The following is a 25,235-nucleotide window of genomic DNA, read 5'->3' as shown; positions in this document are numbered from 1 at the left end:
CGCATCCTCGACCTTGTACGTCGACATCACCCCACGCTGAATCGCATAGGTGTTGAACAGTTCCAGATTGCCCTTGCCGAGCGGCGGCGACTCCGGAAACACGGCCGCCTGACTTTGGGGCCCCGTGTACGTGAAGCTCCCGGCGTGCGCCGTATAACCACCCGCTGTCTGATGCGTAATGCCGCCGCTGGTGTAATGCGTCGCGCTCCCCCCGCCACTGACCACCAGTTCTTCCTGCGCAGTGATCGTGATACGGTTCGCCGTGGCCGTCATGTTCAGCTTGGCCAGCAGTTGCAGGTTGTCTTTCAGCGCCTTCAGTTCGATGTCGCCGGACATCGCGACCAACTTCCACCCGGCCGACTGCACCAGCGTGCGTACCCCACGCGCGACGCTCACAAGCAGGCGCTTGCCGACCGATACGCCAACGTGCCCGCCCGCGGTCAGCGCGAGATGCTCGCCCGAGGCCAGATGCGTGGACTGTGACGTGGTGGCCGCAATGCCGGCCGCGCCCGCCAGCACCAGATACGGCGTGCTCATCTGCGGGAATTGGCCCGCTTGCGTGCTGCCCGAAGCAGAACCCTGAATGTCGTCGTGCTGCGCCTGCAGCGCCTTGGCGACCTCGTCCTGGTCCCCCGCCTCCTGCGCCTGTTGTTCACGCGCCGTTGTTGCAAACGTGTCCTGCTGGTCGTGCGCCACCAACAGCCTCGTCACCGTCTCGGCCATGTCCTTTGCCGGCTGCGTCGCACCGTCTCTCGCTTCCGTCGTAATCAACATGCCCTGGTTGGCGCGGATCACGCCCCAGGCCATCGTCGCCAACTCGAAGCCTTCGCCGCGCTCTTCCAACCTTCCCGGGCGCCCTTCGATACGCGTGTTGTAACCCAGCACGAGTCGCGACTTCGCGTGGTCACTCGTCACCTGCACCTGCAACTTGTCCGGCGTGTCGTCCACCACCACCTGGTTCACCTGAGCGCCAGCAAGACTCATGCTGCGCCAGCCCATCAAGGCCTGGTTCTTCGGTAATTCCCAAGGCGGCTGATTGAACTGGTTGACCTGGCGATCCGATATATACGGCTTGTCGGCATCACCCTCGTGATAGCTCACCGTCACTTCCTGCCCGATGCGGGGCAGTGCCACGAAGCCGAATCCGTTGCCCTGCCAGGGTGACGACACGCGCACCCAGCAGCTGGAGTTCTCGTTTTGCTCGCCGAGCCGGTCCCAGACGAACTGAATCTTGGCCCGCGCATAGCCGTCGATCCACATGGGCTGGGACTCCGGACCCACCACTACGGCAGTTTCCGGTCCGCATGGCGGCTTGGGCTGCAACGGGCTTCGGAAGATCGCGCTGGCCGGCTGCAACACGAAATCCGATACGCACTGGTACGGATCACCGCCCGTCATTTCATCGTTGTTGTGAATCTCGATCGTGGCCGCGATCACCAGAAATTCGGCGTTCGTACTGGCCTGCGGGTGGCCCTGGACACGCAAGGTATGCCCCACCGCGAGCCCGCGCAGATTGCCTCGCCCCTTCGCACGTAACCCCTTGCAACGCTCGACATCGACACGCACGCCCGCCAGGTACTGCGCTTCCTGCGCAACCTTGTTCGGTACGCCAGTCAGACCCGACGCGCCTGCCAGCGGCTGCGAGTAGTCGCCCCAGGCGTAGTGCTCCGCATTATCGAAAGCAATATCGCTGTGCCGATCGACTGTATTGGACAGCCTGGCCCGAGATTGCGTCGAATCGTAGTCGATCACGCTGACCGATCCCGGCGTCAACAACCGGGACACGGCCAGCCGGTGAATATGCTCCTCGTCCACGCGTGCGCCGGCCGGAGCGTGATAGAGAATCGTGTCATACATGTCCCCGTGCGGCTTATGTGACCCTGATGCATCGCACAGCACCAGCGTCGAGCCATCCATGAAGTAATAGATGCCCCACTCGCTCCACAACCGGGTCAGGAATTCGAAATCCGATTCCCACACCTGTCGTACGTAATCGCGTGCCGGATAGACGCCGTTCAGGCCATTGGCACCGAGCCGCAATTCGTACTTGAACGGATACAGGCTCGAACCGAGCACTGCATCCGTGATTTCAACGACGCTCTGGTTCTGAAAGATCCGGTTCTCTCGATTGAGCGTCGCCAGCCACAACCACGGGCGCACGCTCATCTCGTAGTACGCGTAGCGATCGTCTTCGCCAACAAACGACAACTCGGTAATCAAGCCGATGATTTCACGCTTGCCCGCACCCAGATTACCCAACCCCGCGCCGCCGGGCACACCGGGAACGAACGTGCCTTTTCCGTCGAATTCAATCGAGATGGTCAGTTCGGTGCCAATCAGCTTGTCCGCCTGGATCCGTTCGCGCGCCGCATAGACGGGCAGCGTCGGTATGCTCAAGGTCTTGAGTTCCAGCGTGAATTCGGAAAGCTCGCCGAGCGCTTCGTTACCCCGAAGCTTGATCGGCAGGAGAATCGCCTCTCCAGCGACCTCAGGCAACGCCATACCCTTGATCGACACGACACGGGACTGCGTGGGTAAGTACATGAATTCCTCGTCTCAGCAAGAGCAGCGCCTCGATTCACTTCATCGTGTTGACGCTTCGCGTGTCTGCACAGATTCGCCCATCTCGATTGATGCAATACGACGCCCTTCAGAAATTACACGGCGGCGGCACGAGCACCAACACGGAAGGCATGAATTTTCGATATTTGACAATCAAAAATATCGACTCATTCATCAGTTAAAAATCATTGATCATTCAATCATCAACATCAGTCACTCAAATACCTGACATTCCAATCAACGCCACACCACTTGCCTTTTTAGTTCCAACACAATTCTTTACTGGCGAACACAATCCATTAGCCCGCTATCCTCCGCAGACTGCCTGATAAACAATAGCGACATCAGATCCTTCCATGAACGAAATTCCCTCATGCGAGGGATCATCCAGGAACGGATGCTCCAGTTGCTTTTTGACATCGGCTGCGCTGTCGATAAAAAGAATCGGCCAGTCCCTCTTGATTCCACACTTGAATAGCGCGCCGCTCAGACGAATCTTCCTTTCGTTCGTCAGATCTGGCTGACGATACAAGACCATCACTGCGCCATCGGGTCGACGGCCCACCACAAGGTACTTGTAGTCGGGACTTCCCGCGGACGGATCCTGCTTCCAGAGCTTCGAGTGCGGGTTCTTCAACAACGCGTCGGTGACGTTGACCTCTACCTGGAACCCGCTTGCGGCAAAAATTGAACTTGCATGAATAGCCGCTATCGCCAGAAGGCATGCCGCAACTACTTTGTGATTCCTTGAAAACATTTCCACAATCCTTTTCAAAAAAATACTTCATTTCCCTTTGGCATCAGCCAATCCGCCGCACATCGACTCGTGATTCAGCTTGATACGGTGACTTCGACGCGACGATTTCTGGATCGCCCCTCCTTCGAGGCGTTATCGGCCAGCGGCGCTGCATCGCTCTGGCCGGTTACGCTGATGTGATCCTTGGGCACGCCTGCCGCCACGAGAATCTGCGCAACCTGCTGCGCACGTGCCTCGGAAAGAACGTGATTCGAGCCCTGTTGCGTCTGGTTCGCCGGAAGGTTGTCGGTATAGCCGGTTACCAGCACGTGAGCGTTCGGTGACGAACTCGCAATCGCGTGCCCGACCGACGCCATCATCGACGCCCACCACGGTGCGACCGTGACGTCACCCGACGCATACATTCCGTTGAACCGGAGCGTCACACTGTCGGTGGCAGCATTCCTGATCAACGCCACGTTTCCGGCAGCGATTTCATCGCGCAGTTGCGCACGCAACACCTGATCCAGTCGATCGATCGGTGTCGACGGGTGAACGGACGGGTCCGCACGCTCCAGCTTGCCAACCGCGATGTAACCTCCCACTCCCACCAGCAATGCCGTTGCAACACCGATGACGATCCACCAACCCGACCGACGCCGACGCGCCGGACGTACCCACGGATCAACCGTTCGTCTCGCCGATGGTGTCGCCTCACCCATCCGATCGGCCGCACCGACGCGCTCGACCGTCGCATCGTCCATAACAACGGGGGCCACGCTCTGTCCGCCTGCCATCACGACCCCGTGCAGACGCTCGCGGATATTCCACAGGCGTATCGAACCGTCGTGCTCGAAGCGGTATCGCCCGCGAAAGCCGAGATCGAGGACGTTCTGAAACAGTTCGAGCAGGTCGAGATGGCCATGCGGGTTCCCGAGCACTTCGTTGATCACGTGGAAGACACGATCGCCACCTTGTCGATCGTGGCCCATCGCCACTGCCAGGCTGTTCGTCTGCCACTCGACACTGGCGCCCTCGCCCCTGCCCCAACGCGTCTGCATGGCCGCCTCGTCGAGTGCCGCGCTCAGGCAATAGGTCGCTCTCACGACGTGGTCTGACGGAATCTGCAACTCGCGGCAAACCCGCAAGAACATGCGCAGTTCCTGTTCGAGCCACTTTCGCCGCTGTGCAACGGCGCCTGGCTCCAGCGCCTTCGGGGTATCGGCCAACGCCATCAGCAGGATCCGCGCCGACTCCAGCAACGGATTGGCTGCCTGCGCGGCTGCGTCGAGTCGCGCGCCGAGCGGCGGCGACGCCAGAATCCCGGCGTGCTTGCGTGTATCGACTGTCGAGATCGTCACCCTGTGTGCCCTCACGCGTTATTGGGTGACATTCGCCGGGCTGCCCGGCGTCGTACCGCGCGGTAGCCCCGGGGGCGGACCGCTATCCGACAGGTTGAACACCGGCATCGAAGTCGGACAGCGGAAAGTCCTCAGCACATCGCTCGTTAGCGGATTCGCCACGCTACCGGCGCTCGAGATGTCGAGCACCGCCTTGCGCCCGTCAAAATCGAATGCGACTCGGGTGCGGCCGGGCGTGGCGGTCTCGACTACCTGCCCCCGCTGGAGCAAGCGCATCAGCGCCCACGGGCCATCGGTCCCGATCGTCGACGTATCGGGACGAATGCGCGGATTCGCCGTGATTTCCGTATGGACGCCACCGCGCGGCCCGGGCCACGACACGGCAAACGGCGCGACCGGACCGTGCTGATAGAGCGAGGTCTGCCCGTCGATGTCGAGCGACAGGCTGGTGATGGTCGGATCCAGTTCGGGAATCCGGATGTCGGCCTTCCATGTCAGCTGCTTGTGGCCGGGATCGTTGAAAAAGACATCCCGGATCGCCTTTGCATGCTCGAACGGCTCCAGGTCCGGCCCCTGCACGGGCTCCGTTGCGCCCGCCAGCGTCTTGTAGCGCCAGGGCTTCGCGGAAGCATCGACAAACGGCGCCAGCGTCTTCACAAAGAAGTCGTCGATCACGCCACCCTGCGCAAACACACGGGTAAAGTCGTCGATACTGACGTCGCGCTTGCTGTCGGGAGAGAACGGATAGTTCCCTTCGATGGTGAGTCGGCACGTGTCGCCGACGACCGCCTGCATCTGCCGCGACAGCAACTGACCGATCCCCTGATTGACCTCGTGCGAACCGTCCGCGGCAAGCTGCATCAGCACTGCCCGGAAAGGCGCCGGCATCGTGTTGGCGGTCATCTTGAGCTTTGCGGCCGTGTCGCTCGCCGGCGGCATGCTGTTGTTCGACAATGCGTTGTCGGAAACCGTCAGCGCCGTGTAGTAATCGTTCAGCAGGTTCGTCACGCCATCGAGCCCGGTCTTGCCGGCCTGCGCGGCCGCTGCTTGCTGCCCCGCCTGACTATCGGCATTCCCGGTCACGACCTCGCGCAGCGCAGCGAAATGGTTGTCGACCACATCACGCTCGACACGCTCCGAGGCACGAATACCCAGTGCCTTGTCGGCCTTCTGATTGAGCTGGTCGGCCGCCTTCTGCAAAAAAGACCCGTCCGTGCCGGTCACCGGTGCCGTGAGCGTCGTTTCGTGCACGGCCGCACGGGCAAGGCGGCCCAGCGGCGAATCAGGTGCGGCGAAGCTGCGCAGCACCTGGAGGTTGAATGCCAGGCTGGTGCCGCTCACCGTCCGGATGTCGTTGAGAAACGCATCCCACTGCTGCGCATACTCCATCAGATACTCGCGGCGAACGGCGTCCGTCAGTGCATCGTCCGTGCCGGTTGCCGTGCTCACGATCTCAGCCGTTTTTTTTTGAGCATCGCCCAGGTACGAGCGCCCCATCACCCATGCATCGTCGTCACGCGCGATCTGGACGAACTCGGGGAGACGTTTATCGAACAGGTTCCGATAGCCGTCGAAGGTGAACAGACCCGGCACGCCCCGCGACAGCGGCTGGCCGCTCGCCCGCGTGAACACGGTGCCGGCCTGCGGCCCGACCGCACGCAGCAGCGTGAACTCGTCCGGCGACTCCTTCAGCATCGCGGCCTTCGCACGCTCGTACAGGCGATCGGTCGCATTGCTGCCGTCCAGAAACGCCCGAGCCTGCTGGATCAGTGCATCGTTGCGGATAAGCGGCGATTTCACGACACGTTCGCCGGAAAAGAGCTGCTGCACGTGATCGACCATCGACGCCCGCCCGCCGAAAATTGCGGCACTGTCGTTTTTTGCCCAGTCGTCGAGTACCCACGTCTTCACGTCGCCGGCATTGAACTTCGCGTTGTCGTAGAGCATCAGGTAGACACGCAATGCATCGTAGGCAGTCTTCGAGTCCTTGCTGGCGATGGCCCCGGACATCACGTCTTCCATCCGGTGCACGATCTGCGGCACCAGCAGGTTGTCTTCCAGCGCGTCGTAGGTCCTGCTGCTCTGCGCCACGATGTTCGGCGGCGTATAGAGACCGTAACGCCAGGTACTGCCCGGATTGGACAGGTCCAGATTCGGAAAGGTCGGCAAATAACGCGCTTCCGTCAGCGTGTCGGGCACGGCCTCCGGTTTGGGCTCCTTGTACAACTGGGTCACGCGAGCCGCCAGGGCCTGAACCTTGCGGCCGATGACGTCGAGGTAGTCGCTATTGTTGCCAAAGCTCGCGCGCAGTCCGAGCGCGAGCCAGACGAACAGCAGCAACGCGAGCGCGTGGCCGATCAGCCGCAGCAATCGGTAGCGGTATTCCCAGCGCAGGTTGGGACTGACCAGGTGCGCCTCGGGAAACACGACCCGGGTCAGGACGTCGTGCAAGAAGTAGCTTCGGCTACCCTCGTGCGAGCCGAAACCCGTCGAATGCTCCTGTTTCGAAGCAAGACGCTGCACGACCGTGTCCCGTTCCGCGACGACCGGCTTCCCGCCTTGCTGCGCGCTCGTGAAATAGACGCCTCGCAGCGTCGAATGCAACTGGGTATCGTCGTAGCGCGAATCGAGAAACACCCGGTCGATCAGGTCGACGAGCGGCCCGATCAGCGCGGCGAACTCCTCCGGCAACGCGGCGAGTTGTCGACGCTTGTGGGTTTCGTCCTCATCCTGAAGACGCGTGTGAATCATCCCCGACAGTCGGTCCGACAGTTGTGTCAGTTCATGGTGGCAACGTGCGCGCAGACCTTCCTTGACGACGGTTTCCTTGCCGTAGGGCAGCGTAAAGCCCCAGGCTTGCGCACGGCTCTCCGCCGCCAGCCCGGCAAAATACTCGGCAAACCCGGTCAGGCGGTCCATTTTTGTGACGAGCACGTAGACCGGGAAGCGGATGCCCAGCTCATTGCGCAGTTCGCCCAGTCGAGCGCGCAGCGCCGACGCCTCCGCGAGACGTTTCTGCTCGTCGGCATCGACCAGCGATTCAAGATCGACGGCCAGCAGCGCGCCGTTGATCGGAGCACGCGGCCGGTGGCGACGCAGCATGCCGAGGAAACCGAGCCATTCCGCGTGATCGAGCGCCTTGTGCTGTTCGGAGCCGGCACGCAGCGGAACGAAGGCGACGCTCGATCTGGCGACCGCGGCCGCCTGGGAATCGCCAGGCGTTTCGCTCTTCCTGTCGTCATCGGCTCCGGCCGCTGTTTCGCTGTCGGGGTAAGCGGCGGTCGATCGGTCCGACGGTGCGGCCAGCCCCTCTCCCTCCTTCACGGTCGAGGTGCCGGGGCGCGTGTAATAGCCGGCCGTGTCGATCAGCACCGCCTCGTTGGTCAACCACCAGTCCACGGCAGCCGCGTCATTGGACGACGTTCCGGCCGCCCGCTGCATTTGCTCGGCGATCGGAAACGTCAGGCCACCGTTGAGCAGCGCACTCGTCTTGCCCGCCCCACGTGAACCGAGTGTGATGTACCACGGCAGTTCGTACAGATAGCGCTTGCCCTGAAACAGCTTGCCCGGCCCTCGTGCACCCGTGCGCATCGACTTCAGCCGCGCCAGTGCGCTCGCTACGATGATTTCGACTTTTTTGAGGCGCGGTGCAGCGGGGGATGCTTCCTTCCTGTCGCCGAAGCGAAGCATCTTCTTCAGGAATGCCTCGTCTTCGCGCATCTTCTGCCAAAGCCGGAACATCCAGAACAGCGCGAACACCGCCCATACCAGCGCGATCGCACCGAGCCGGGCCGATACGGATTCGAACGGCGACGTGTGTCCGAACGACAGCAGCGGAGCTGCATACCAGATCAGCAGACACAGTAGCGCGACGAACACGATGCTCGTCGACCAGCCAGCGAGCCAAAGCAGCATGCCCGCGAGCACCAGTGCAATCAGCAACACTCGCATGCCGGCACCGGCCAACGGCTTGAGACCGCCGAACGCAAAGAACGGTCCGATGAACCAGATCATCAGCGCCACGACGATCAGCGCGAGGAACGCGAGAAACTGGCGCGACGTGATAAAGGACTGAAACTTCTTCATGGTTTATTCCGAAAACGGCTCCGGCCTATTGCGCGACGACAATCTCGACGCGCCGGTTTTGCGCGCGTCCCGCGGCGGTGCTGTTGTCGCCGATCGGATCGGCGTCGCCCTTGCCAACCGCTTCGAGTCGGTTGGCCGGCACGCCAGCGGCCTGCAGCATCTGCATCACCTGCGTCGCCCGCTCCTCCGACAGCGCTTCGTTCGACGGAAACTGGCGACTCCGGATCGGCAGGTTGTCCGTGTAACCCAGAACGGTGACCTTGCCCGGCACCTTGACGGTCTCACCCGCGATCTTCGCGATAAGCGGCGCCATGGCACTCTTGATCGTGACGCCACCGGGCGGAAACATTGCGTCGCCCCGGAACGTCACGGCGCTGTGGCGTGCATCCTCGTCGACGCTCACCGTGCCCGCCGCAATCTCGTCCTTGAGCAACTGCTTCAAATGCAATTGAGGCGGTGCGGGTGGCGGCGTCATCCGACCGATGTTGGCGATCTGCTTTTCCACGCCCGCGCTGCGGCTCATCAGTTCGTATTTGAACCAGCCGAAGAGACCAAGGAGCAGCACCGACAGGAACGCAACCGTGATCCACACCGGGAAATCATAGAAAGACGCGCGCTTTCCCTTCACGTCCGACTGCCAGTGCGGCGACAGTGCCGTGGGGGCGATCCCGCGCTGTGCCGTGATTTCGCTATAGAGACGTTGACGAACGGCATCGTGCTTGCGCTTTCCGTTCGCGTCCCCTCGATAGCGCCCCTCGAATCCCAGGCTGAGAATCTCGTAGATGACTTCAAGCAGGTCTCGATGCTCGCGCGGTTCGGCGAGCAGTCGGCCAATCAGCAGGTAGACCTTCTCGCCCCCCTGCCGGTCCTCGTGGAAGGTGGTCGCAAGACCACCTTTGATCCATTCGATGCCGGACGACTCGCCCTTCCCCCAAGTGGTCTGCGTTGCAGCCTCGTCGAGTGCCGTACACAGGCAATAGCGTGCGCCGATCGTGTGGTCGCGGCGAATGTTCGCCTGCTCGCACAGCTTCTGGAACGTGCGCACCTCCTGTTCGAGAAGATCGCGAAGCGCGAACGTCTCCTCCGCAACGAGGTGATCCGGCATATCCGCGAGCGCACGCAGAAGCGGCCGCGCCGCTTCACGCAACGGATTGGGCGCCTGCTCGACGGCCGCGAGCCGATCCCGAAAGGAAACGGCTGCCTCCCTGGAAGAAGCGGACGACGGCCGGGCGAAAACGGGCGAGTGCCGTTCCTCGGTCACATCGGTGCCGGTAGATGAATTGCTCATGACGGGACGTAGCAGATCGTGGTTCGTGATTTCATGGTTGCCGATGCGTACTTACGTACGTACGCCCCACAGTTCCAGCTTGATCGACGGGAAGTCGCCCGCCACGTGCAGCGCAAGACCACCGTGCCGCACCACCTCGTCCCAGAGCGGTCCCCCTTGGGTCAGCTCGTAATAGATGTAGCCGGCATTGAACGGGATCTGCCGCGGCGGCACCGGCAACGCCTGCAAGCCGATGCCGGGCAGGTGACTGCGCACGAGGCTCGGCAGCTTGTCGGAGGGTCCGGCCTTCGCTTGTGCGAGGAATTGCTGCTGCAACACGTCCGGCGGCATGGCCGCGTGCACGGCGAGCACCAGCGCGGTAAATCCCTGCATGTCGACCGGATCGACCACGGCGTTTCGCATGCCGTGGCCGCGGTCTTCGAGCGCAATGCTTTGCGCACTGCGCACCAGCACGGCATTCAGCAGCCGATGCGTATCGTCGACGATCGGTTTGAGACACAGGTGCGGCGCCGTGTGCTGGTACGGGGGATGCGAATCGAGGGGCCGGCGGGTGTCCGTGCGCAAATGCGTCGACAACTCGCCCGCCATGCTGATCAGCAGCGTATAGACTTCGGCCGGCGACGTCGTCGGCACGCGCAACATATGCTGCAGCAGCGGCTCATACCGGTTCAGGATTTGCAGCAGCAGGTAATCGGTAACCGTCGCGGCGCTTGCCGTGGTGTCGTCGGTGCCCGCCAGCCGCTGCGCCAGTGCGTTCGCGCGCAGCCGGGCCAGATCGTGAATTTTCGTGACCCAGCTCGTCAGCAGGCCGCTCGCGCCATAGCCTGAAACGGGGGGCACCAGCGTATCGTCGAGCTCAATGCTGCCATCCGCGCGAATGGTCCTCACGCGCGTGAGCGCAAGACCGATCCACGCGTCGCCAAGCTCCTTTTCGGGCATCAGGCGCAGGCGCAAGTTCGACAATTGAACCGGCTCGGGCGCCAGGCCGATCGAATTCGTGTCGCGCAGCTCGGTATCGAACACGAGGTAGCGCGCCAGCGAATCCGGTGTGTTCTCGAACGTCGTCTCTTCGCAATTCGGAAGCCGGACCGGCACCGCAAGATAGATCACCTGATCGAGGTGCTCCGGCCGGATCGTCAGCGGCGGCGGCAGCGGCGTGTTTCCCGGTGCGTCGAACGGCGAGCCGTCGGCGAACACGCCGGCGGCCGACTTGACGATCACCTTGCCCAGCGCCAGCGACTCCAGATCGAGCGCATAGTGCGCGAAGCCGAAGAAGAACGGCGACAAGGGGGCCGCACGCATGTGCGCATACTTTTCGAAGTAACGATCCTGTTGCTGGAACAGTTGCGGACGGAAAAACAACCCCTCCTGCCAGGCGACCTTGGCGTACCAACTCATGCGTATCGTCCGTTTCGTTGAGCGATGTGATTCATTTCCTGGCTTCCTCGATCCTGACCGCCTTGGCATCAAGATCGACAGTGAGTTTCAGCTTCGGCGTGGAGATGCGATACCACGCCTTGTCGGGGGCGATCGGCATCGTGTACACCGCGCGCCAGACGGAATTCCCCAGATCGCGATAGGCCGCGATCACGCCAATGGCAGTCGTATCCGCGCCGGGACGCCGCACGATCGTCTGGCGATCGCCGGGACGCAACTGCAACTCGTCGCGTTTGACAACGTCATCGGCCAGCACGGTCTTGTCCTGGGTCTGCAACGTGAAGAAGTCTGCTGCCTTGAACGCGTTGTCGTTCTTCAGCTCGTAAATGCGTACGACGATCGGTGCCGCCCGCCCGCGGTCGTCCGGATTGACATCAGCCCCGGCGTCGACGGTCATTTCGAGTCGGATCGGTTCCTTCGGTTTCGGCTCGCCGCTCGCACAGGCCGAAAGCAACACGACACCGGCGAGCGCGGCAACAGTCAGAATCGAACGCATGCTGAATCCATCCAGATGAACCTCTAGTTGCGCCGCGCACAAGGAAGCCGATCCTTCATTTGCGCACGACGCATGGCGGGCTCGCGCTCTCGCGCGGCCCTTGAGTAACCTGAAGCTGCACCGCACACGGCGAAGCCGATCCTTCGCCCGTGCGCGGTGCATCCCCGGCTTACGCTTCCTTGTTGCCCTTGATGTCGTAGCTGGCCGTGACGGCGCCGCCGCTGCCGCCCTGCGCGTTCTGAACGACATACTCCTGCTTCACCTTCGCGAACGACAGCGACACCGTCTCGCGGCTCTTTTCAGCGTCCAGCTTGCTTCCCGACGGCTTGACGCGCGTGACGATCACATCGCTCATCGTGACCTTCAGGTATTCGAGCGGGTTGCCGCCGGCCTTGCGCATCACCAGCGTCGCCTGGTCGATGTGCTTGCCCGTCAGCGCGTACTTCATCAGGTTCGGGCTCGCACGATCGATGTTGTGTTCGAACGTGAGATCCTTGACCGTCGCCTTGCCGGCGCCGCCGCCGCTGCCGGCATGCATCGACGATTCCTGGAGGATTTCCCAGTCCCAGTTCAGGACTTCGATTTCGTCCTTGTGCTTGTCGTCGAGCGACTCGCCGTTGATGCCGTCGATCTTCAGAAAAATATCCTGCGCCATCTGTAGTACTCCTTTTCTTCAATAAATAAAAAGATGCCGCGCACCACGAGAGTGATGGCTTTACGCGCGGCCGAACAGGCCCTTCACCCTCAAGCGGCTTCTTTGATCGACGGCAGCTTCGTCACGAGTCGCAGCGAAACCGTCAGACCTTCGAGCTGGAAGTGCGGACGCAGGAAGAATTTCGCCTGGTAGTAGCCGGGATTGCCTTCGACGTCCTCGACGAGGACTTCGGCTGCGGCAAGCGGCCGGCGCGCCTTGGTGTCCTGTGACGAGTTGACCGGATCCGCATCGACGTAGTGCATGACCCATTCATTCAGCCAACGCTGCATGTCCTCGCGCTCCTTGAACGCACCGATCTTGTCGCGCACGATGCACTTCAGGTAATGCGCGAAGCGCGAGCATGCGAACAGGTACGGCAGACGCGCGGACAGGTTCGCGTTGGCCGTTGCATCGGGATCGTGGTATTCGGCCGGCTTCTGCAGCGACTGTGCACCGATGAAGGTCGCGTGATCCGTGTTCTTGCGATGCACCAGCGGAATGAAACCGTTCTTCGACAGTTCGGCTTCGCGGCGATCCGAAATCGCAATCTCCGTCGGACACTTCATGTCAACGCCGCCGTCGTCGGTCGGGAACGTATGGCACGGCAGGTTCTCGACCGTACCGCCCGACTCGACGCCGCGGATCAGCGAGCACCAGCCATACTGCTTGAACGAACGGTTGATATTGACGCCCATCGCGTACGCAGCATTCGCCCAGCCGTAGCGGCTGTGGTCCGAGCCGTTCGTTTCTTCCTCGAAATCGAACTCGTCGACCGGATTGGTCTTGGCGCCGTACGGCAAGCGCGCGAGGAACCGGGGCATCGCGAGACCCACGTAACGCGCGTCTTCGGTGTTGCGCAGCGAATTCCAGGCAGCGTATTCGAGGTTCTGCGTGAAGATCTTCGTCAGGTCACGCGGATTCGCGAGTTCCTGCCAGGACTCCATCTGCAGCACGGACGGAGCGGCACCGGTAATGAACGGCGTGTGCGAGGCTGCCGCGACCTTCGCGATGGAGCCCAGCAGATCGACGTCGGGCGGCGTGTGGTCGAAATAGTAGTCGGCGACGAGACATCCGTACGGTTCGCCGCCGAGCTGACCGTATTCCTGCTCGTAGATTTGCTTGAACAGCGGGCTTTGATCCCATGCCAGCCCCTTGTACCGGCGCATCGTGCGATGCAGTTCGGTCTTCGAGACATCGAGGACGCGGATCTTGAGATGCTCGTCGGTTTCCGTGTTCGACACGAGGTGGTTCAGGCCGCGCCAGGCCGATTCCAGTGCCTGGTAATCCTCGTGGTGCAGAATCAGGTTGATCTGCTCGGAGAGCTTGTGGTCGATCTGCGCAATGATGGCCGCAATGCTCTTGTACGCGTCGTCGCTGATCGTGATCGATTGCGACAGGGCCTGTTCCGCCAGCGTCTGCACCGCGAATTCGACGGCCTCGCGCGCCTGCTCGGTTTTCGGACGAAATTCCTTTTCAAGCAGTTGCGTGAAATCGGATTGAGTTGCCGCGTGCGCCTGGACGGCCTGTGCTTGCTGTTTCGCCATGGTGGTCTTCCTCGGTCGGTTCGTCGGTCAGTTCGCTTCGTTTGCCTCGGCCGCGTCACCATCGTGACGCTCGGGCTTCGGCGCGGCGGCGAGCGACTTGAGCAATGCCGGGTCTTGCAGCAGTTGCGTCACGAGCGCTTCGGCGCCCGACTTGCCATCCATGTACGTCTGCAGATTCGCAAGCTGCGTACGTGCCTCGAGCAATTGACGCAGCGGTTCGACCTTGCGGGCGATCGCGGCCGGCGAGAAATCCTCCATGCTCTCGAACGTCATGTCGACCATCATCTGGCCTTCACCCGTCAGCGTGTTCGGCACGGCAAACGCGATGCGCGGACGGATCGCCTTCATGCGCTCATCGAAATTGTCGATGTCGATTTCCAGGAACCGTCGATCCGTCACGGCCGGGAGCGGCTCGACCGGATGCTTGCCGGACAGATCGGCCAGCACGCCCATCACGAACGGGAGTTCGACCTTCTTCTCCGAGCCGTAAACCTCGACGTCGTACTCGATCTGCACACGCGGCGCACGATTGCGCGCGATGAATTTCTGCGAACTGCTAGCGGACATGAACAATCTCCAGACGGTGGTAGAGAACTCCCAAGCTCAATGCGACAGCTCGGCGACATGGAAGGGCATCGCCTCAAACGTCAGTGCTTGTGCAGGCGGTGCGGAAGAATCGGCGACGCTGATCTCGATATGCGCCAGCGGGGCCTTTGAAGTGAAAGCATCGAGCCAGAGCGCGGACAGGCGCGGCAGGATGTGTTGCTCGATAAAACCGATGAGCACGCGCGCCCCCGTTTCCTGTACGAGACAGCGGCCGACGATGTAGTCGACCACCGCGTCGTCGAACGTGAGCGTGATGTCGTGACTGTCGGCCATGCGCTCGACCACACGCCCCAGATGCAGGCGAACGATGCGGGCGAGCCCGTCGTCGGCAAGCGGCCGGTACGGCACGACCGCCACCCGCCCGAGAAAGGCGGCGGGAAAGGCTTTGAGCAATTCGGGGACGAGCGCGTCCCGCAAGCCGTCCATGTCCGGCGCGAGCGCCGGATCGGCACACAGGCTCGCACTCAGGTCGGAGCCGACGTTACTGGTCAGCAGGATCGTCGTGTTGCGAAAATCGATGTGACGGCCGTCGCCATCTTCCATGTAGCCCTTGTCGAACACCTGGAAGAACATTTCGTGTACGTCGCGATGGGCTTTCTCGATCTCATCGAGCAGGACCACTGAATACGGACGTCGGCGCACGGCCTCGGTCAGCACCCCGCCTTCACCGTAACCGACGTATCCGGGCGGCGCCCCTTTCAGACCCGACACGGTGTGGGCCTCCTGATACTCGCTCATGTTGATCGTGATCAGGTTCTGTTCGCCACCGTACAACGCCTCGGCCAGCGCCAGTGCGGTTTCAGTCTTGCCAACGCCCGACGGTCCTGCCAGCAGGAACACGCCGAGCGGTTTCTTCGGGTCGGTCAAGCCGGCTCGTGCGGTCTGCACGCGCTCGCCGATCAGACGAAGCGCATCCGTCTGCCCGATCACGCGCGCCTCCAGCGTTTCAGGCAGCCGGCGCACGGCCGCGATCTCGTCGGTGACCATGCGGCCGACGGGAATGCCTGTCCAGTCCGACACGATCTCCGCGACGATCGCCTCGCCCACCTCCGGAAACACGAGCGGCGTATCGCCCTGGAGGGTTGCCAGCGCGCGTTCGAGTTCGCGCAGCGCGCCGAGCGTCGGTCGCCCGGTTTCGACCTCTCCCTCCACGGCTTCACGCGCGGCAAGCAGCGCCTGCGCAGCCGCAGCCTCGTCGCGCCAACGGGCTTCAACCGCAGCCGCTTCCGTCACCAGCGTGTCGATGCGTGCGCGCACGTCGGCCAGTGCCTTGTCCGCCTCCAGGCCGATACGCGCCTCCCGTACGAGCAGCGTTTCTTCCGCACGCGCGGCTGCGAGACGCTGACGCACGTCGTCGAGTTCGCGCGGGGTCGCATGTTGCGACAGCGCCACCCGGGCGCAGGCGGTATCGAGCAGGCTGATCGCCTTGTCCGGCAACTGGCGTGCCGGAATATAGCGATGCGACAACGTCACCGCGCCGCGGATTGCTTCATCACGCACCACGACACCGTGATGCGTCGAAAACGTTTGCACGAGCCCCCGGACCATGTCGATGGCCGCGGCTTCGGACGGCTCCGCGACCTGCAGCACCTGAAAGCGCCGGGTCAATGCGGGATCCTTCTCGATATGCCGCTTGTACTCGGCCCATGTGGTCGCGCCAATGGTGCGAATCGTCCCGCGCGCCAGCGCCGGCTTCAGCAGGTTCGCGGCGTCACCCGTGCCCGCCTGGCCACCCGCGCCGATCAACGTGTGTATCTCGTCGATAAAGAGAATCACGGGCACGGGCGATCTGGCGGCCGCTTCGAGCAGCCCCTTCAGACGGGCTTCGAACTCGCCTTTCATGCTGGCACCGGCAAGCAGGGCCCCGACGTCGAGGCTCAGCAGGCGCACATCTTTCAGTTTCGGCGGCACATTGCCGGATGCGATGGCGCGCGCAAGGCCTTCCACCACGGCTGTCTTGCCAACGCCCGCCTCACCGGTCAGCAGCGGATTGTTCTGCCGGCGACGCAACAGCACATCGATCATCGTGCGAATCTCGAGCTCGCGGCCGATGACCGGGTCGATCTCGCCGGCCCCGGCGTGCGCCGTCAGATCCGTGCAGTACTGTTCAAGCGAGCCGCTCTTTTGCCCGTGCTGCATCGCGCCGGACGCCTCGCCCGGCGTGGCGGGCAACAACCCGGTGTTGTCGTAAGGAGCGTCGGCAGCCTCCGGCGAGCCCGCGATCCAGGCCGGCAGCACGTCGTCGAGACCATCGACCGGAATCTTGCCGAAGGCAGGAGAAATGGAAAGCAGCACCCGCCGCAGGTCGGGGGTGGACACGAGCGCCCCGATCAGCCACGCACCGCGCACGCAGCGGTCGCCGTATTCGAGCGTCGCGAGCACCCAGGCGCGCTCGATCGCCGATTCGATATGCCATGAAAAATCGCTGATCGAGCTTGCGCCGGCGGGCAACGCGGCCAGCGCGCGCGCCAGGTCGCGCTCGAGCGCATCCCGATCAATGCCGGCATGGCGCACGATTCGTTGAAAATCACCATCCGGCTGCTGCAGCAACTGATGCAGCCAGTGGACGAGTTCAACAAACGGGTTCCCGCGCAACTTGCAGAAGTTCGTTGCGGATTCAATGCCACGGTAAAGCTGGACCCCGAGCTTACCGAATAGTGCTTGACGTGAAATCGTCATGTTGGTCTTTATTTTTACTACGACGGCCAGAACACCTGTCACTCCTGTCAGGATTACTAACTCAAAAACCTGACCTGATGGAGCCGAAAGTTCTCAATATATCGCTCTCTCACCGATGCAATTCAAACCACCCGAACCGCACGAGCTTCGCATTATCAACATGAAACAGGAAGGCCGTCAACGCATTATTCATGTCAATAACAGCGAGAACGAATCACGATCAATGCACCGAATCTCCACGCTTTCCCGGCAGCAATCCATCTGCCGGACCACGTTATCGGAAGGTACATCACACCGACAACACATACCGTAAGCCATTGTTATCTCTAAATAAAATTAGAACGTATACAGGCAATCCCTCACCATAACCTCGATTACTTCTTGATTTTCAACGAATCCGATCTTTCATTTAACTGTTTTTTACACTTAGGCGCTAATCTCAAAAATACCCCACCCACGAATTCACCGCGCGGATTATCAATATCAAGATGGACGAGACGCCAGCACTCATGTTTAAAATGCGAACTTCTTGTCATCGGACTCCCAGATGCGCTCTCTACGCTTCCGGTGGCGCCGTCAACCGGCGCCCTTGCACACCGAGCCTTTACTCGGCAATGCGCACGCGCTGCACACTTCCGACCAGGCAGACTTCGACCTTGTGGCGAGCGAGATGGGAGATCTTCCTCATGGTGACGGGGACGTGCTCGAACAGTTGGGAATCGGATTCCGGGACAGCACCTCGGCACATGTGAGCCCATCGGGCCATGCCCCCCACACTGCACCTGCGAGCGCCGATGCGCTGATCGACACGCTGCACGCGCAATACTGGCGCACCCTGAACGATCCCAACGCAGCGATCAGTCCGGAGTGGGCGCCGGCGGCAGAGGAAACCGAGGCGCCTGTCGCCAGGCCGGATTCGTCTGCTCCCCGCCACACGTCCGGTAGCGGCGGCGAATCCGATTCGATCGAAGCCCTGTTGTTCGGCGATCGCACGCTCAACGACGAGTTCGAACAACTGGACGGGCACGCCGAACCCGCATTCGACATCGTCCCTATTCCGGAGGTGTTGCGATTGTTCGCGCCACCCGAATTTCAAGCCGCAGCGGCTCGACGCGGTCCGGCGCTACCGCCCGCGCTCACGCGGCGCGAACACCACGCGCTGACCGTGGACAGTCCGCTCTCCGCCCCCTCGCAGAAGGACGAAGGATGACCCGGCTCACAGCCCCCGACACTCCCCTCACCCTTCGCCTGAGTGAGGCTTCGCTCGCCGAACAGATCGAGCGCGTCTCGGCCCGCCTGCGGGCGCAGCCGACCACGGCCGCCCATCGTTGGGCGCTGTTCCAGCTCATGTGTGTCACCGGTGAATGGACACGGGCGATTCAACAGTTGCAGACGTGGGCAAGGCTCGAACCGGATCAGGCGGCAACGGCTCAGGTATATCGCGACCTGATCCGGGCCGAACGCTGGCGTCGGCAAGTGGTCGAAGGACACGAACGTCCGGGCTTCGTACTGGAGCCTCCAGCCTGGGTCGATGGTCTGCTCGACGCCCTGCGCTTTGCGGCGAACGGCCAGACCGAGCAGGCGGATGACGCGCGGGAGACCGTATTCGACGTCGCACCGAGCCGTCCAATTCGGATTCCTGAAGGAAAAGCAACCTGGATCGTCGACAGCGATTCCCGTTTCGGACCGGTCTGCGAGGTCATCACGGCCGGACACTACCGATGGGTGCCGTTCGCCGATCTGGCGGCGTGGCGCGTATCGCCGCCGACGAAGCCGATCGACCTGGTCTGGGCGCCCTGCACCCTCACCCTCGTCGACGGCGCGATCGTTCACGGCTTCATGCCGGCTCGGTATCCGAATTCCGAGGCAGGTGACGATGCCATGCGCCTCGGGCACACCACCGTCTGGCGGGAAAACGGGCGCACCGGCATCACCGCACTCGGACAAAAGACCTGGGCGACGGATCAGGGCGATTTCGGCCTGTTCGAACTGGCAAACGCGGAGTTCGGCACGCGTGTCGCCGGCGCCGTCTCCCTCGGCGAGCAAGTCGATGACTGAACGCAAGAAACGCTCGCCAGTGGACGGGCTCGCGGTTCGTACGCCTCGACGAGCGAATACGCACCTGATGCCGACCTTGCTCGACCGGCTTCGCGACGATGCACCGCATCGGCAGACCGAAGCTCCCGAGGAATATACGGTTACGCGCAAACAAATGCGCGACATCGTGCAACGCGACCTTGCCTATTTGCTCAATACCACGAGCATCGAGGACCAGATCGATCGCACGCGCCATCCACACGCCGCGGCATCGACCGTCAACTTCGGGGTGCCGCCGCTAGCGGGAGCATTTATCGCCTCGCGGCAGTGGAACGATGTCGAGCAGATGGTTCGGCAGGCCATTACCGATTTCGAACCTCGACTGCTTCCCGATTCGCTCGTCGTGTCCCCCCGCCCGAGTCATGACGCCGCGGGCGATCACCACAACGTCCTCGCATTCGAAGTTCGCGGCCTGATTCACATGGATCCGTATCCGCTCGAATTCATGGTGCAAAGCTCGCTGGATCTCGAAACGAGCGAGATCCGCATCACCGGCATGCGCACCAGCTAGCCACCGCGCGACCCAACGACAACAACGAGACCACACCGATGGACCCGCGACTGCTCGACTACTACAACCAGGAACTCATCTACATGCGCGAGCTGGCTGCCGAATTCGCGCATGCACACCCCAAGATCGCGCGGCGCCTGGGCATGCAGGCCGGCGAGGTAGCCGATCCGTATGTCGAGCGGCTGATCGAGTCGTTCAGCTTCATGGCGGCACGCATGCAGATCAAGCTCGACGCCGAGTTTCCGCGGTTTACCGAGCGGCTGCTCGAGGTGATCTATCCGAACTACGTTGCGCCGACGCCATCGATTGCAGTCGCCCGGCTGTATCCCGGCCGGACCGAAGGCAACCTCGTCGGGGGGTACCGCATCGCGCGCGGAACATCGTTCACCGCCCGCATTCCCGAAGGGGAAAGGACCGCATGTCAGTTCACGAGCGGACAGGACGTGACGTTGTGGCCGCTCACGATTACCGAAGCGCGCCTGACCGGCATTCCGCCGGATATTCCGGGGCTCTCCCGATACGTCCCGCCCGACACCCAGGTACGCGGCGCGTTGCGGCTGCGGCTGGCCACGACCGGCGACATGCGGATCGCCGATCTGAAGGGACTCGACCGGCTTCCCGTGTATCTGGCGGGCGACGAGCAGGTCGCTTCCCATCTGTTCGAGTTGCTGCATGCCGGCGCAATCGCTTCCGTGATCGGCGCGCCCGGCGAGTTCGGCGCCCCCGGTCGCCCGCCCGTCGCAGTCACCGGCAATGCGGTGGATCACGAAGGCTTGCGCACCGATCAGAACCTGCTGCCCCTGACATGGGCAAAGTTTCACGGGCACAACCTTTTGCACGAGTATTTCGCGTGTCCGGCAAGGTTCTGGTTCTTCGCCCTGAACGGTCTGGCCGAAGGCTTCTCGAGAGTGGGCGGACGCGAGGTGGAAATCGTCGTGCTGCTCGATCGCTCGCCCGCCGAGCTGGGCAACCTCGTCGACGCATCCCGCTTCGCCCTGTTCTGCACGCCGGTCATCAATCTGTTCAGCAAGCACACCGACCGGATCGAGATCTCGCCGCGCGAAACCGAGTTCCATCTCGTGCCGGCGCGGCTCGCCCCCCTCGATTACGAGGTGTTCGCCGTCGAGAATGTATACGGCCGTGCGGCTGCGACGTCCGCGGAGCTCGAGTTCCGCCCGCTCTACCAGACACTGAACAACGACGAAGGCAATCACGGACGCTACTTCTCGATGCGACGCGAACGACGGCTCGTGTCCGATTCGGCACGCCGCTACGGCACGCGCACGCCGTACGTCGGAACCGAGGCCTTTCTGTCGCTCGTCGATCAGAACGAGGCACCGTACAACGAGAACATCCGCTTTCTGTCCGTCGATGCCCTGCTGACGAACCGGGATCTCGCCACGCTCGTGCCGCGCGACGGCGTGCACGATCTGGAGACGGCCGAATCGGCTCCGGTCGAGAGCATCGGCCTCATCCGGTCGCCGAGCCCTCCGCTGCCGCCGTACGCCGAGCGTGAAATGGCGTGGCGCCTGATCCGCCAGCTCAATTTCAACTACCTGCCGCTCGACGAGCTCGATCATCGTGAAGGCGGTCAAGGATTGCGCGACCTGCTTCGCCTGTACCTGGCCGACGGTGACTCCGGGCAAGGCCGGCAAGTGGAAAGCCTCGTCGGCGTCAAAACGCGCCCCGTGACGCGCAAGCTGCCGGGAACGGGGCCAATGACGTTTGGGCGCGGCATCGAGTGTGCGCTGACGGTCGACGAAACCGGCTTTTCCGGCGTGAGCCCTTATCTCTTCGGCGTCATCCTCGAGCATTGGCTCGCGCGGCACGTCTCGATCAACAGCTTTACTCAAACCGAGTTGCATTCGATGCAGCGTGGCCGGATTGCCCGCTGGCCCGTGCGCACCGGCACGCGCGGAGTGCTGTGATGAAGCGCGCGACGCTACCGGCCCTGTTGCGCGACAGCACGCTTTCGCCTGAACTGCTTGAGCGGTTGCAGGCCGAACCGTGGCGGTTTGGCTTTCTGTCGCTGTTGCGACGCATCGGCGCGAACCCGGCGATCGACCCGATCGGCACCGCTCGCCGGCCGCGCGCCGAACCGTTTCGGCTCGGGCAGCAGCCAAGCCTTGCCTTTGCGCCGCGCGAGCTCGCGAGCGTACAGGAAGCCGAGGGGCGACTGAAGGTGCGCCTGTTCGGCCTTGGAATGCTCGGTCCCAACGGTCCGCTGCCGATTCACGTCACCGAGATGGCGAAGGATCGTGAGGATAGCCGGCGCGACGTGACGACAGTGGATTTCTTCGACATCTTCCACCATCGCTTTTTTACGCTGTTCTATCGCGCATGGGCCTCGGCCCAGTCGGCCGCCGGCCTCGACCGGACGAATGAAGAGCGGTTCTCGTTCTACGTTGCCAGCCTCACCGGACAGGATGTCGACGAGATTGGCCAGCGCCCCCTTCCTTCACATGCGCGTCTGGCGGCATCGGCGCACCTCGTGCGCGAATCGCGTAATCCGGACGGCTTGCGTGCCACGCTCGAACGTTACTTCAACGTGCCGGTCGCCATCGAAGAAAACGTATTTCACTGGATTGAAATCGATCCTGCCGATCGCGGCCGCATGGGGCGCCCTGGAGCGGCCGCAACGATGGGGCAAGGTGCGATGCTCGGCCGCGTCGCGCCGGATCGCCAGCATCGGTTTCGCATCGTGATCGGACCGGTGGATCTCGACGCCTATCTGCGCTTTACGCCACAGGGCGAGGATCTGCCACGGCTCGTCGAATGGGTACGAGCGTTTGTCGGCTACGAGCTGGAATGGGAGCTCGAGCTGCGCATCAAACCCGAAAGCGCGCCCGCAGCAGTCATGGGCGGACAGCAACGCATGGGCTGGTCCGGGTGGCTGGGCCGTCCGTCTCCACACAAGCCGATTACCGGCATGCGCTTCGAGCCCGAGCGCTATGTACGCCACTTCGATCGTCGCGCCACGCATTCCTGAAAAGACCATGAGCAAGAAGCCATCCGCCGCACCGAAACAGCCCGGCCAGACACCCGCAGCAGGCAAGCCGCACCTCGACTGGCTCGCGCCCGTGAGCGACGCTGCGCCCTGCGGCCCGGATCTCGAATACGACCACGATTTCGTGGTGCTGTTCGCGAGCGCCGCACCCAAGCAGGATGTGCAATACGGGAATTTCGTCGGCGGAGCCGACCCGCTGAACTGGAGCGAGATCGAGCGGGATTGCCGGCGGCTCATGCTGCGCACGAAGGATATGCGTGTCGCCGTCATCCATACGCGTTGCCGCGCACGGCTGGGCGGCGCAGCAGGTCTTGCCGAAGGAACCGGGCTTCTGGCCGCATGGCTGCAGACGTTTCCCGACCAGATCCATCCGCAGGCGGGCGTCGAAGACGATCGCGAGGCCGTGCTGGACATGCGGATGAATGCGTTGCAGGGGCTCGCCGACCCCGATGGACTCCTGGCCGACGTACGGGAGATCGTGCTGGTGAAGTCGACCGCCACTCGGCTGCAGGTGCGCGACGTCGAACGCGCTTTCGCGCATCCGCGCCCGGCCGACGCCCTCGCACCCGATTCGGTCATTCAGCAGTTGCAGGATCTGCGCCTGCAACAGCCGGCAACGATGAAAGCTTTCGACGAGACCATGTCGAATCTCGCCGCCATCGACAGGTGGTGCACTGAGTTTCTGGATGCGTATCTGCCCGACTTCTCGTCCTTGATGCGCGTTCTTCAACTCCTGCAGCAGGGCGAGCAGCGCATCGAATCGGTACGGGATACCGCATCGGAGCCTGACGCCGACGGTCACGATCGGCGCACGATGGATGACGCGCATACGACCGACGCCTTTCCCGATCAGTACAACGACGAATACATCGATGCCGACCGGCCGTCGGGTGCAGCGTCGCGCACCGATGACCCGCCCGACGACCGACAGGAGGCGCTGGCACTGATTCGTGCGGCACGACAATGGTTCGAGATGCATGAGCCCAGCAGCCCGATCCCGGTATTGCTGAAACGCGCCGAACAGTTCGTTGGCAAACGCTACGCGGAAGTCGTCAAGGCCATCCCCGCCGAGCTTCTGGCGCAATGGGAAGAAGATTCCGTCGCAGGAAACGGTCCGGATTGACAGGCGAGAAATTCGGCACGGCTTCTACCCACAATCAACGTCATACATCCGGATCCGGAATTCGAGTGCTATGAGATTCCTTGATGTGGATCGGTATTCACGCAAGCTCTTGAATGCCCAATCTACAAGAGTTACGCGGGAAATTTCCAAATTTTTATACTGACCGCTCGGCGCGGAAACGCGAGGTACCGGCTAGATCATGCCGGTTACGAGCGCCATCGAGAATATCAACTCGCAGCTACACAAGATCGTCCAGACCAGGGGCCACTTCCCGACCGACAAGGCGGCAACGAAACCAATTTGGCTAGCACTTCGCAACATCACGGCTGACTGGGGACATGTCGCTCACGACTGGAAGACAGCCATGAACCCGTTCGCTATCTTTTCTGCAGATCGATTCATTCGACCATCCGCCTGAATCTCAACCTCGTCTTGAACACGGAAATTCTGACATCCCCGCCGTGCACTACTCATGCATTGTTATAACGCGTTCATGTTCCTGTCGCGTTTCCTTCCGTCGCTGTTCCTCGGCGATAACCGAGAAACACTCGACATCGCGTTTCCATGGTGAACCCACTCACACGCGCCAATTGCCACGAGAAGCAACTTCTGTGCATTGTCGCCCCGATTGACGAGCCGCATCGACGCGCTGCTCGTCTCCCTTCGCGCCTGGATGTGCGCCGCGATCAAGCTGCGCGCCCAGGGCGAAGTTCTCTTTGTGCTTCGAGATATCGAGCGCTGTGAGACAGGGCACGAAAAAGCAGGCGGAAAGTGCAGTGCTGGAATCGACACCGGGTCACAAAATGAGGCCGAGAATGACGACTTATCACGCTCATTCAATTCGTGACGAACACAACCCGACTGCTTACCCTGGCAAATCCTGACACACTCATCTGGATACCTACACTTTCGATGTCGACCTCCAAATGGGTTCACTGTTTCAGATTCGGCAGCTTGCCACGCTGTTCCAGTCGAGCACGGGAGGCGGCTGTTCGGCCGTTCGGACGA

General features: G+C 62.3%; 17 protein-coding genes and 1 pseudogene. 7 read left to right on the top strand and 11 right to left on the bottom strand.

What is annotated here, in order from left to right; genetic code table 11:
• The 11 genes from GQ56_RS0131845 to tssH all read right to left on the bottom strand — a co-directional run.
• A partial coding sequence (locus tag GQ56_RS0131845; protein WP_052007373.1) for a type VI secretion system Vgr family protein occupies positions 1-2,544 on the bottom strand: 2,544 nt, incomplete at its 3' end.
• Between the two features lie 325 nt (positions 2,545-2,869).
• A complete protein-coding gene (locus GQ56_RS0131840; protein WP_031402507.1) occupies positions 2,870-3,319 on the bottom strand; it encodes a hypothetical protein in 450 nt (149 codons plus the stop codon).
• A 74-nt stretch (positions 3,320-3,393) separates the two neighbouring features.
• Complete coding sequence (icmH, locus tag GQ56_RS0131835; RefSeq protein WP_031402506.1) at positions 3,394-4,659, bottom strand: type IVB secretion system protein IcmH/DotU; 1,266 nt, start codon at positions 4,657-4,659, stop codon at positions 3,394-3,396.
• Positions 4,660-4,677: 18 nt separating this feature from the next.
• The gene (gene tssM / locus GQ56_RS0131830) at positions 4,678-8,745 is read right to left on the bottom strand and encodes a type VI secretion system membrane subunit TssM (protein WP_031402505.1); all 4,068 of its coding nucleotides are present in this window, start codon (positions 8,743-8,745) and stop codon (positions 4,678-4,680) included.
• A 25-nt stretch (positions 8,746-8,770) separates the two neighbouring features.
• The gene (gene tssL / locus GQ56_RS0131825; protein WP_043301705.1) at positions 8,771-10,033 is read right to left on the bottom strand and encodes a type VI secretion system protein TssL, long form; all 1,263 of its coding nucleotides are present in this window, start codon (positions 10,031-10,033) and stop codon (positions 8,771-8,773) included.
• Positions 10,034-10,084: 51 nt separating this feature from the next.
• Positions 10,085-11,431, bottom strand: coding sequence for a type VI secretion system baseplate subunit TssK (gene tssK / locus GQ56_RS0131820; RefSeq protein ID WP_031402503.1), 1,347 nt, complete (start codon positions 11,429-11,431; stop codon positions 10,085-10,087).
• 31 nt (positions 11,432-11,462) lie between these two features.
• Positions 11,463-11,966, bottom strand: coding sequence for a type VI secretion system lipoprotein TssJ (gene tssJ / locus GQ56_RS0131815; RefSeq protein WP_031402502.1), 504 nt, complete (start codon positions 11,964-11,966; stop codon positions 11,463-11,465).
• A gap of 169 nt (positions 11,967-12,135) precedes the next feature.
• On the bottom strand, positions 12,136-12,621 hold the full coding sequence (locus tag GQ56_RS0131810) for an Hcp family type VI secretion system effector (protein WP_031402501.1): 486 nt from the start codon (positions 12,619-12,621) through the stop codon (positions 12,136-12,138).
• Positions 12,622-12,710: 89 nt separating this feature from the next.
• Positions 12,711-14,204, bottom strand: a complete 1,494-nt coding sequence (tssC, locus tag GQ56_RS0131805; RefSeq protein WP_031402500.1) for a type VI secretion system contractile sheath large subunit — start codon at positions 14,202-14,204, stop codon at positions 12,711-12,713.
• Positions 14,205-14,231: 27 nt separating this feature from the next.
• Positions 14,232-14,771 (bottom strand): type VI secretion system contractile sheath small subunit, encoded by a 540-nt coding sequence (gene tssB, locus GQ56_RS0131800; protein WP_031402499.1) that lies wholly within the window; start codon positions 14,769-14,771, stop codon positions 14,232-14,234.
• 36 nt (positions 14,772-14,807) lie between these two features.
• Complete coding sequence (tssH, locus tag GQ56_RS0131795) at positions 14,808-17,489, bottom strand: type VI secretion system ATPase TssH (protein ID WP_031402498.1); 2,682 nt, start codon at positions 17,487-17,489, stop codon at positions 14,808-14,810.
• A gap of 547 nt (positions 17,490-18,036) precedes the next feature.
• Between tssH and GQ56_RS39685 the strand changes: the two genes are divergently transcribed.
• From GQ56_RS39685 to GQ56_RS42250, 7 genes and pseudogenes are all read left to right on the top strand, one after another.
• A complete protein-coding gene (locus tag GQ56_RS39685) occupies positions 18,037-18,699 on the top strand; it encodes a TagK domain-containing protein (RefSeq protein ID WP_034199895.1) in 663 nt (220 codons plus the stop codon).
• Positions 18,696-19,547: a type VI secretion system accessory protein TagJ gene (locus GQ56_RS0131785; RefSeq protein WP_031402496.1), complete on the top strand. Its 852-nt coding sequence runs from the start codon at positions 18,696-18,698 to the stop codon at positions 19,545-19,547. The genes GQ56_RS39685 and GQ56_RS0131785 overlap by 4 nt, the downstream gene beginning before the upstream one ends.
• On the top strand, positions 19,540-20,097 hold the full coding sequence (gene tssE / locus GQ56_RS0131780) for a type VI secretion system baseplate subunit TssE (RefSeq protein WP_031402495.1): 558 nt from the start codon (positions 19,540-19,542) through the stop codon (positions 20,095-20,097). Before GQ56_RS0131785 ends, tssE begins: the two co-directional genes overlap by 8 nt.
• Before the next feature lie 38 nt (positions 20,098-20,135).
• Complete coding sequence (tssF, locus tag GQ56_RS0131775; protein ID WP_031402494.1) at positions 20,136-22,025, top strand: type VI secretion system baseplate subunit TssF; 1,890 nt, start codon at positions 20,136-20,138, stop codon at positions 22,023-22,025.
• A complete protein-coding gene (tssG, locus tag GQ56_RS0131770) occupies positions 22,025-23,086 on the top strand; it encodes a type VI secretion system baseplate subunit TssG (protein ID WP_031402493.1) in 1,062 nt (353 codons plus the stop codon). Before tssF ends, tssG begins: the two co-directional genes overlap by 1 nt.
• Positions 23,087-23,093: 7 nt before the next feature.
• The gene (locus tag GQ56_RS0131765; protein WP_031402492.1) at positions 23,094-24,227 is read left to right on the top strand and encodes a type VI secretion system protein TssA; all 1,134 of its coding nucleotides are present in this window, start codon (positions 23,094-23,096) and stop codon (positions 24,225-24,227) included.
• Positions 24,228-24,435: 208 nt separating this feature from the next.
• A pseudogene (locus tag GQ56_RS42250) lies at positions 24,436-24,645 on the top strand (IS256 family transposase); the annotation flags it as partial.
• Positions 24,646-25,235: the final 590 nt, after the last annotated feature.

The sequence above is a fragment of the Burkholderia paludis genome (assembly GCF_000732615.1).
Lineage (GTDB): Bacteria > Pseudomonadota > Gammaproteobacteria > Burkholderiales > Burkholderiaceae > Burkholderia > Burkholderia paludis.
This window is presented reverse-complemented; position numbering and strand designations above follow the sequence as displayed.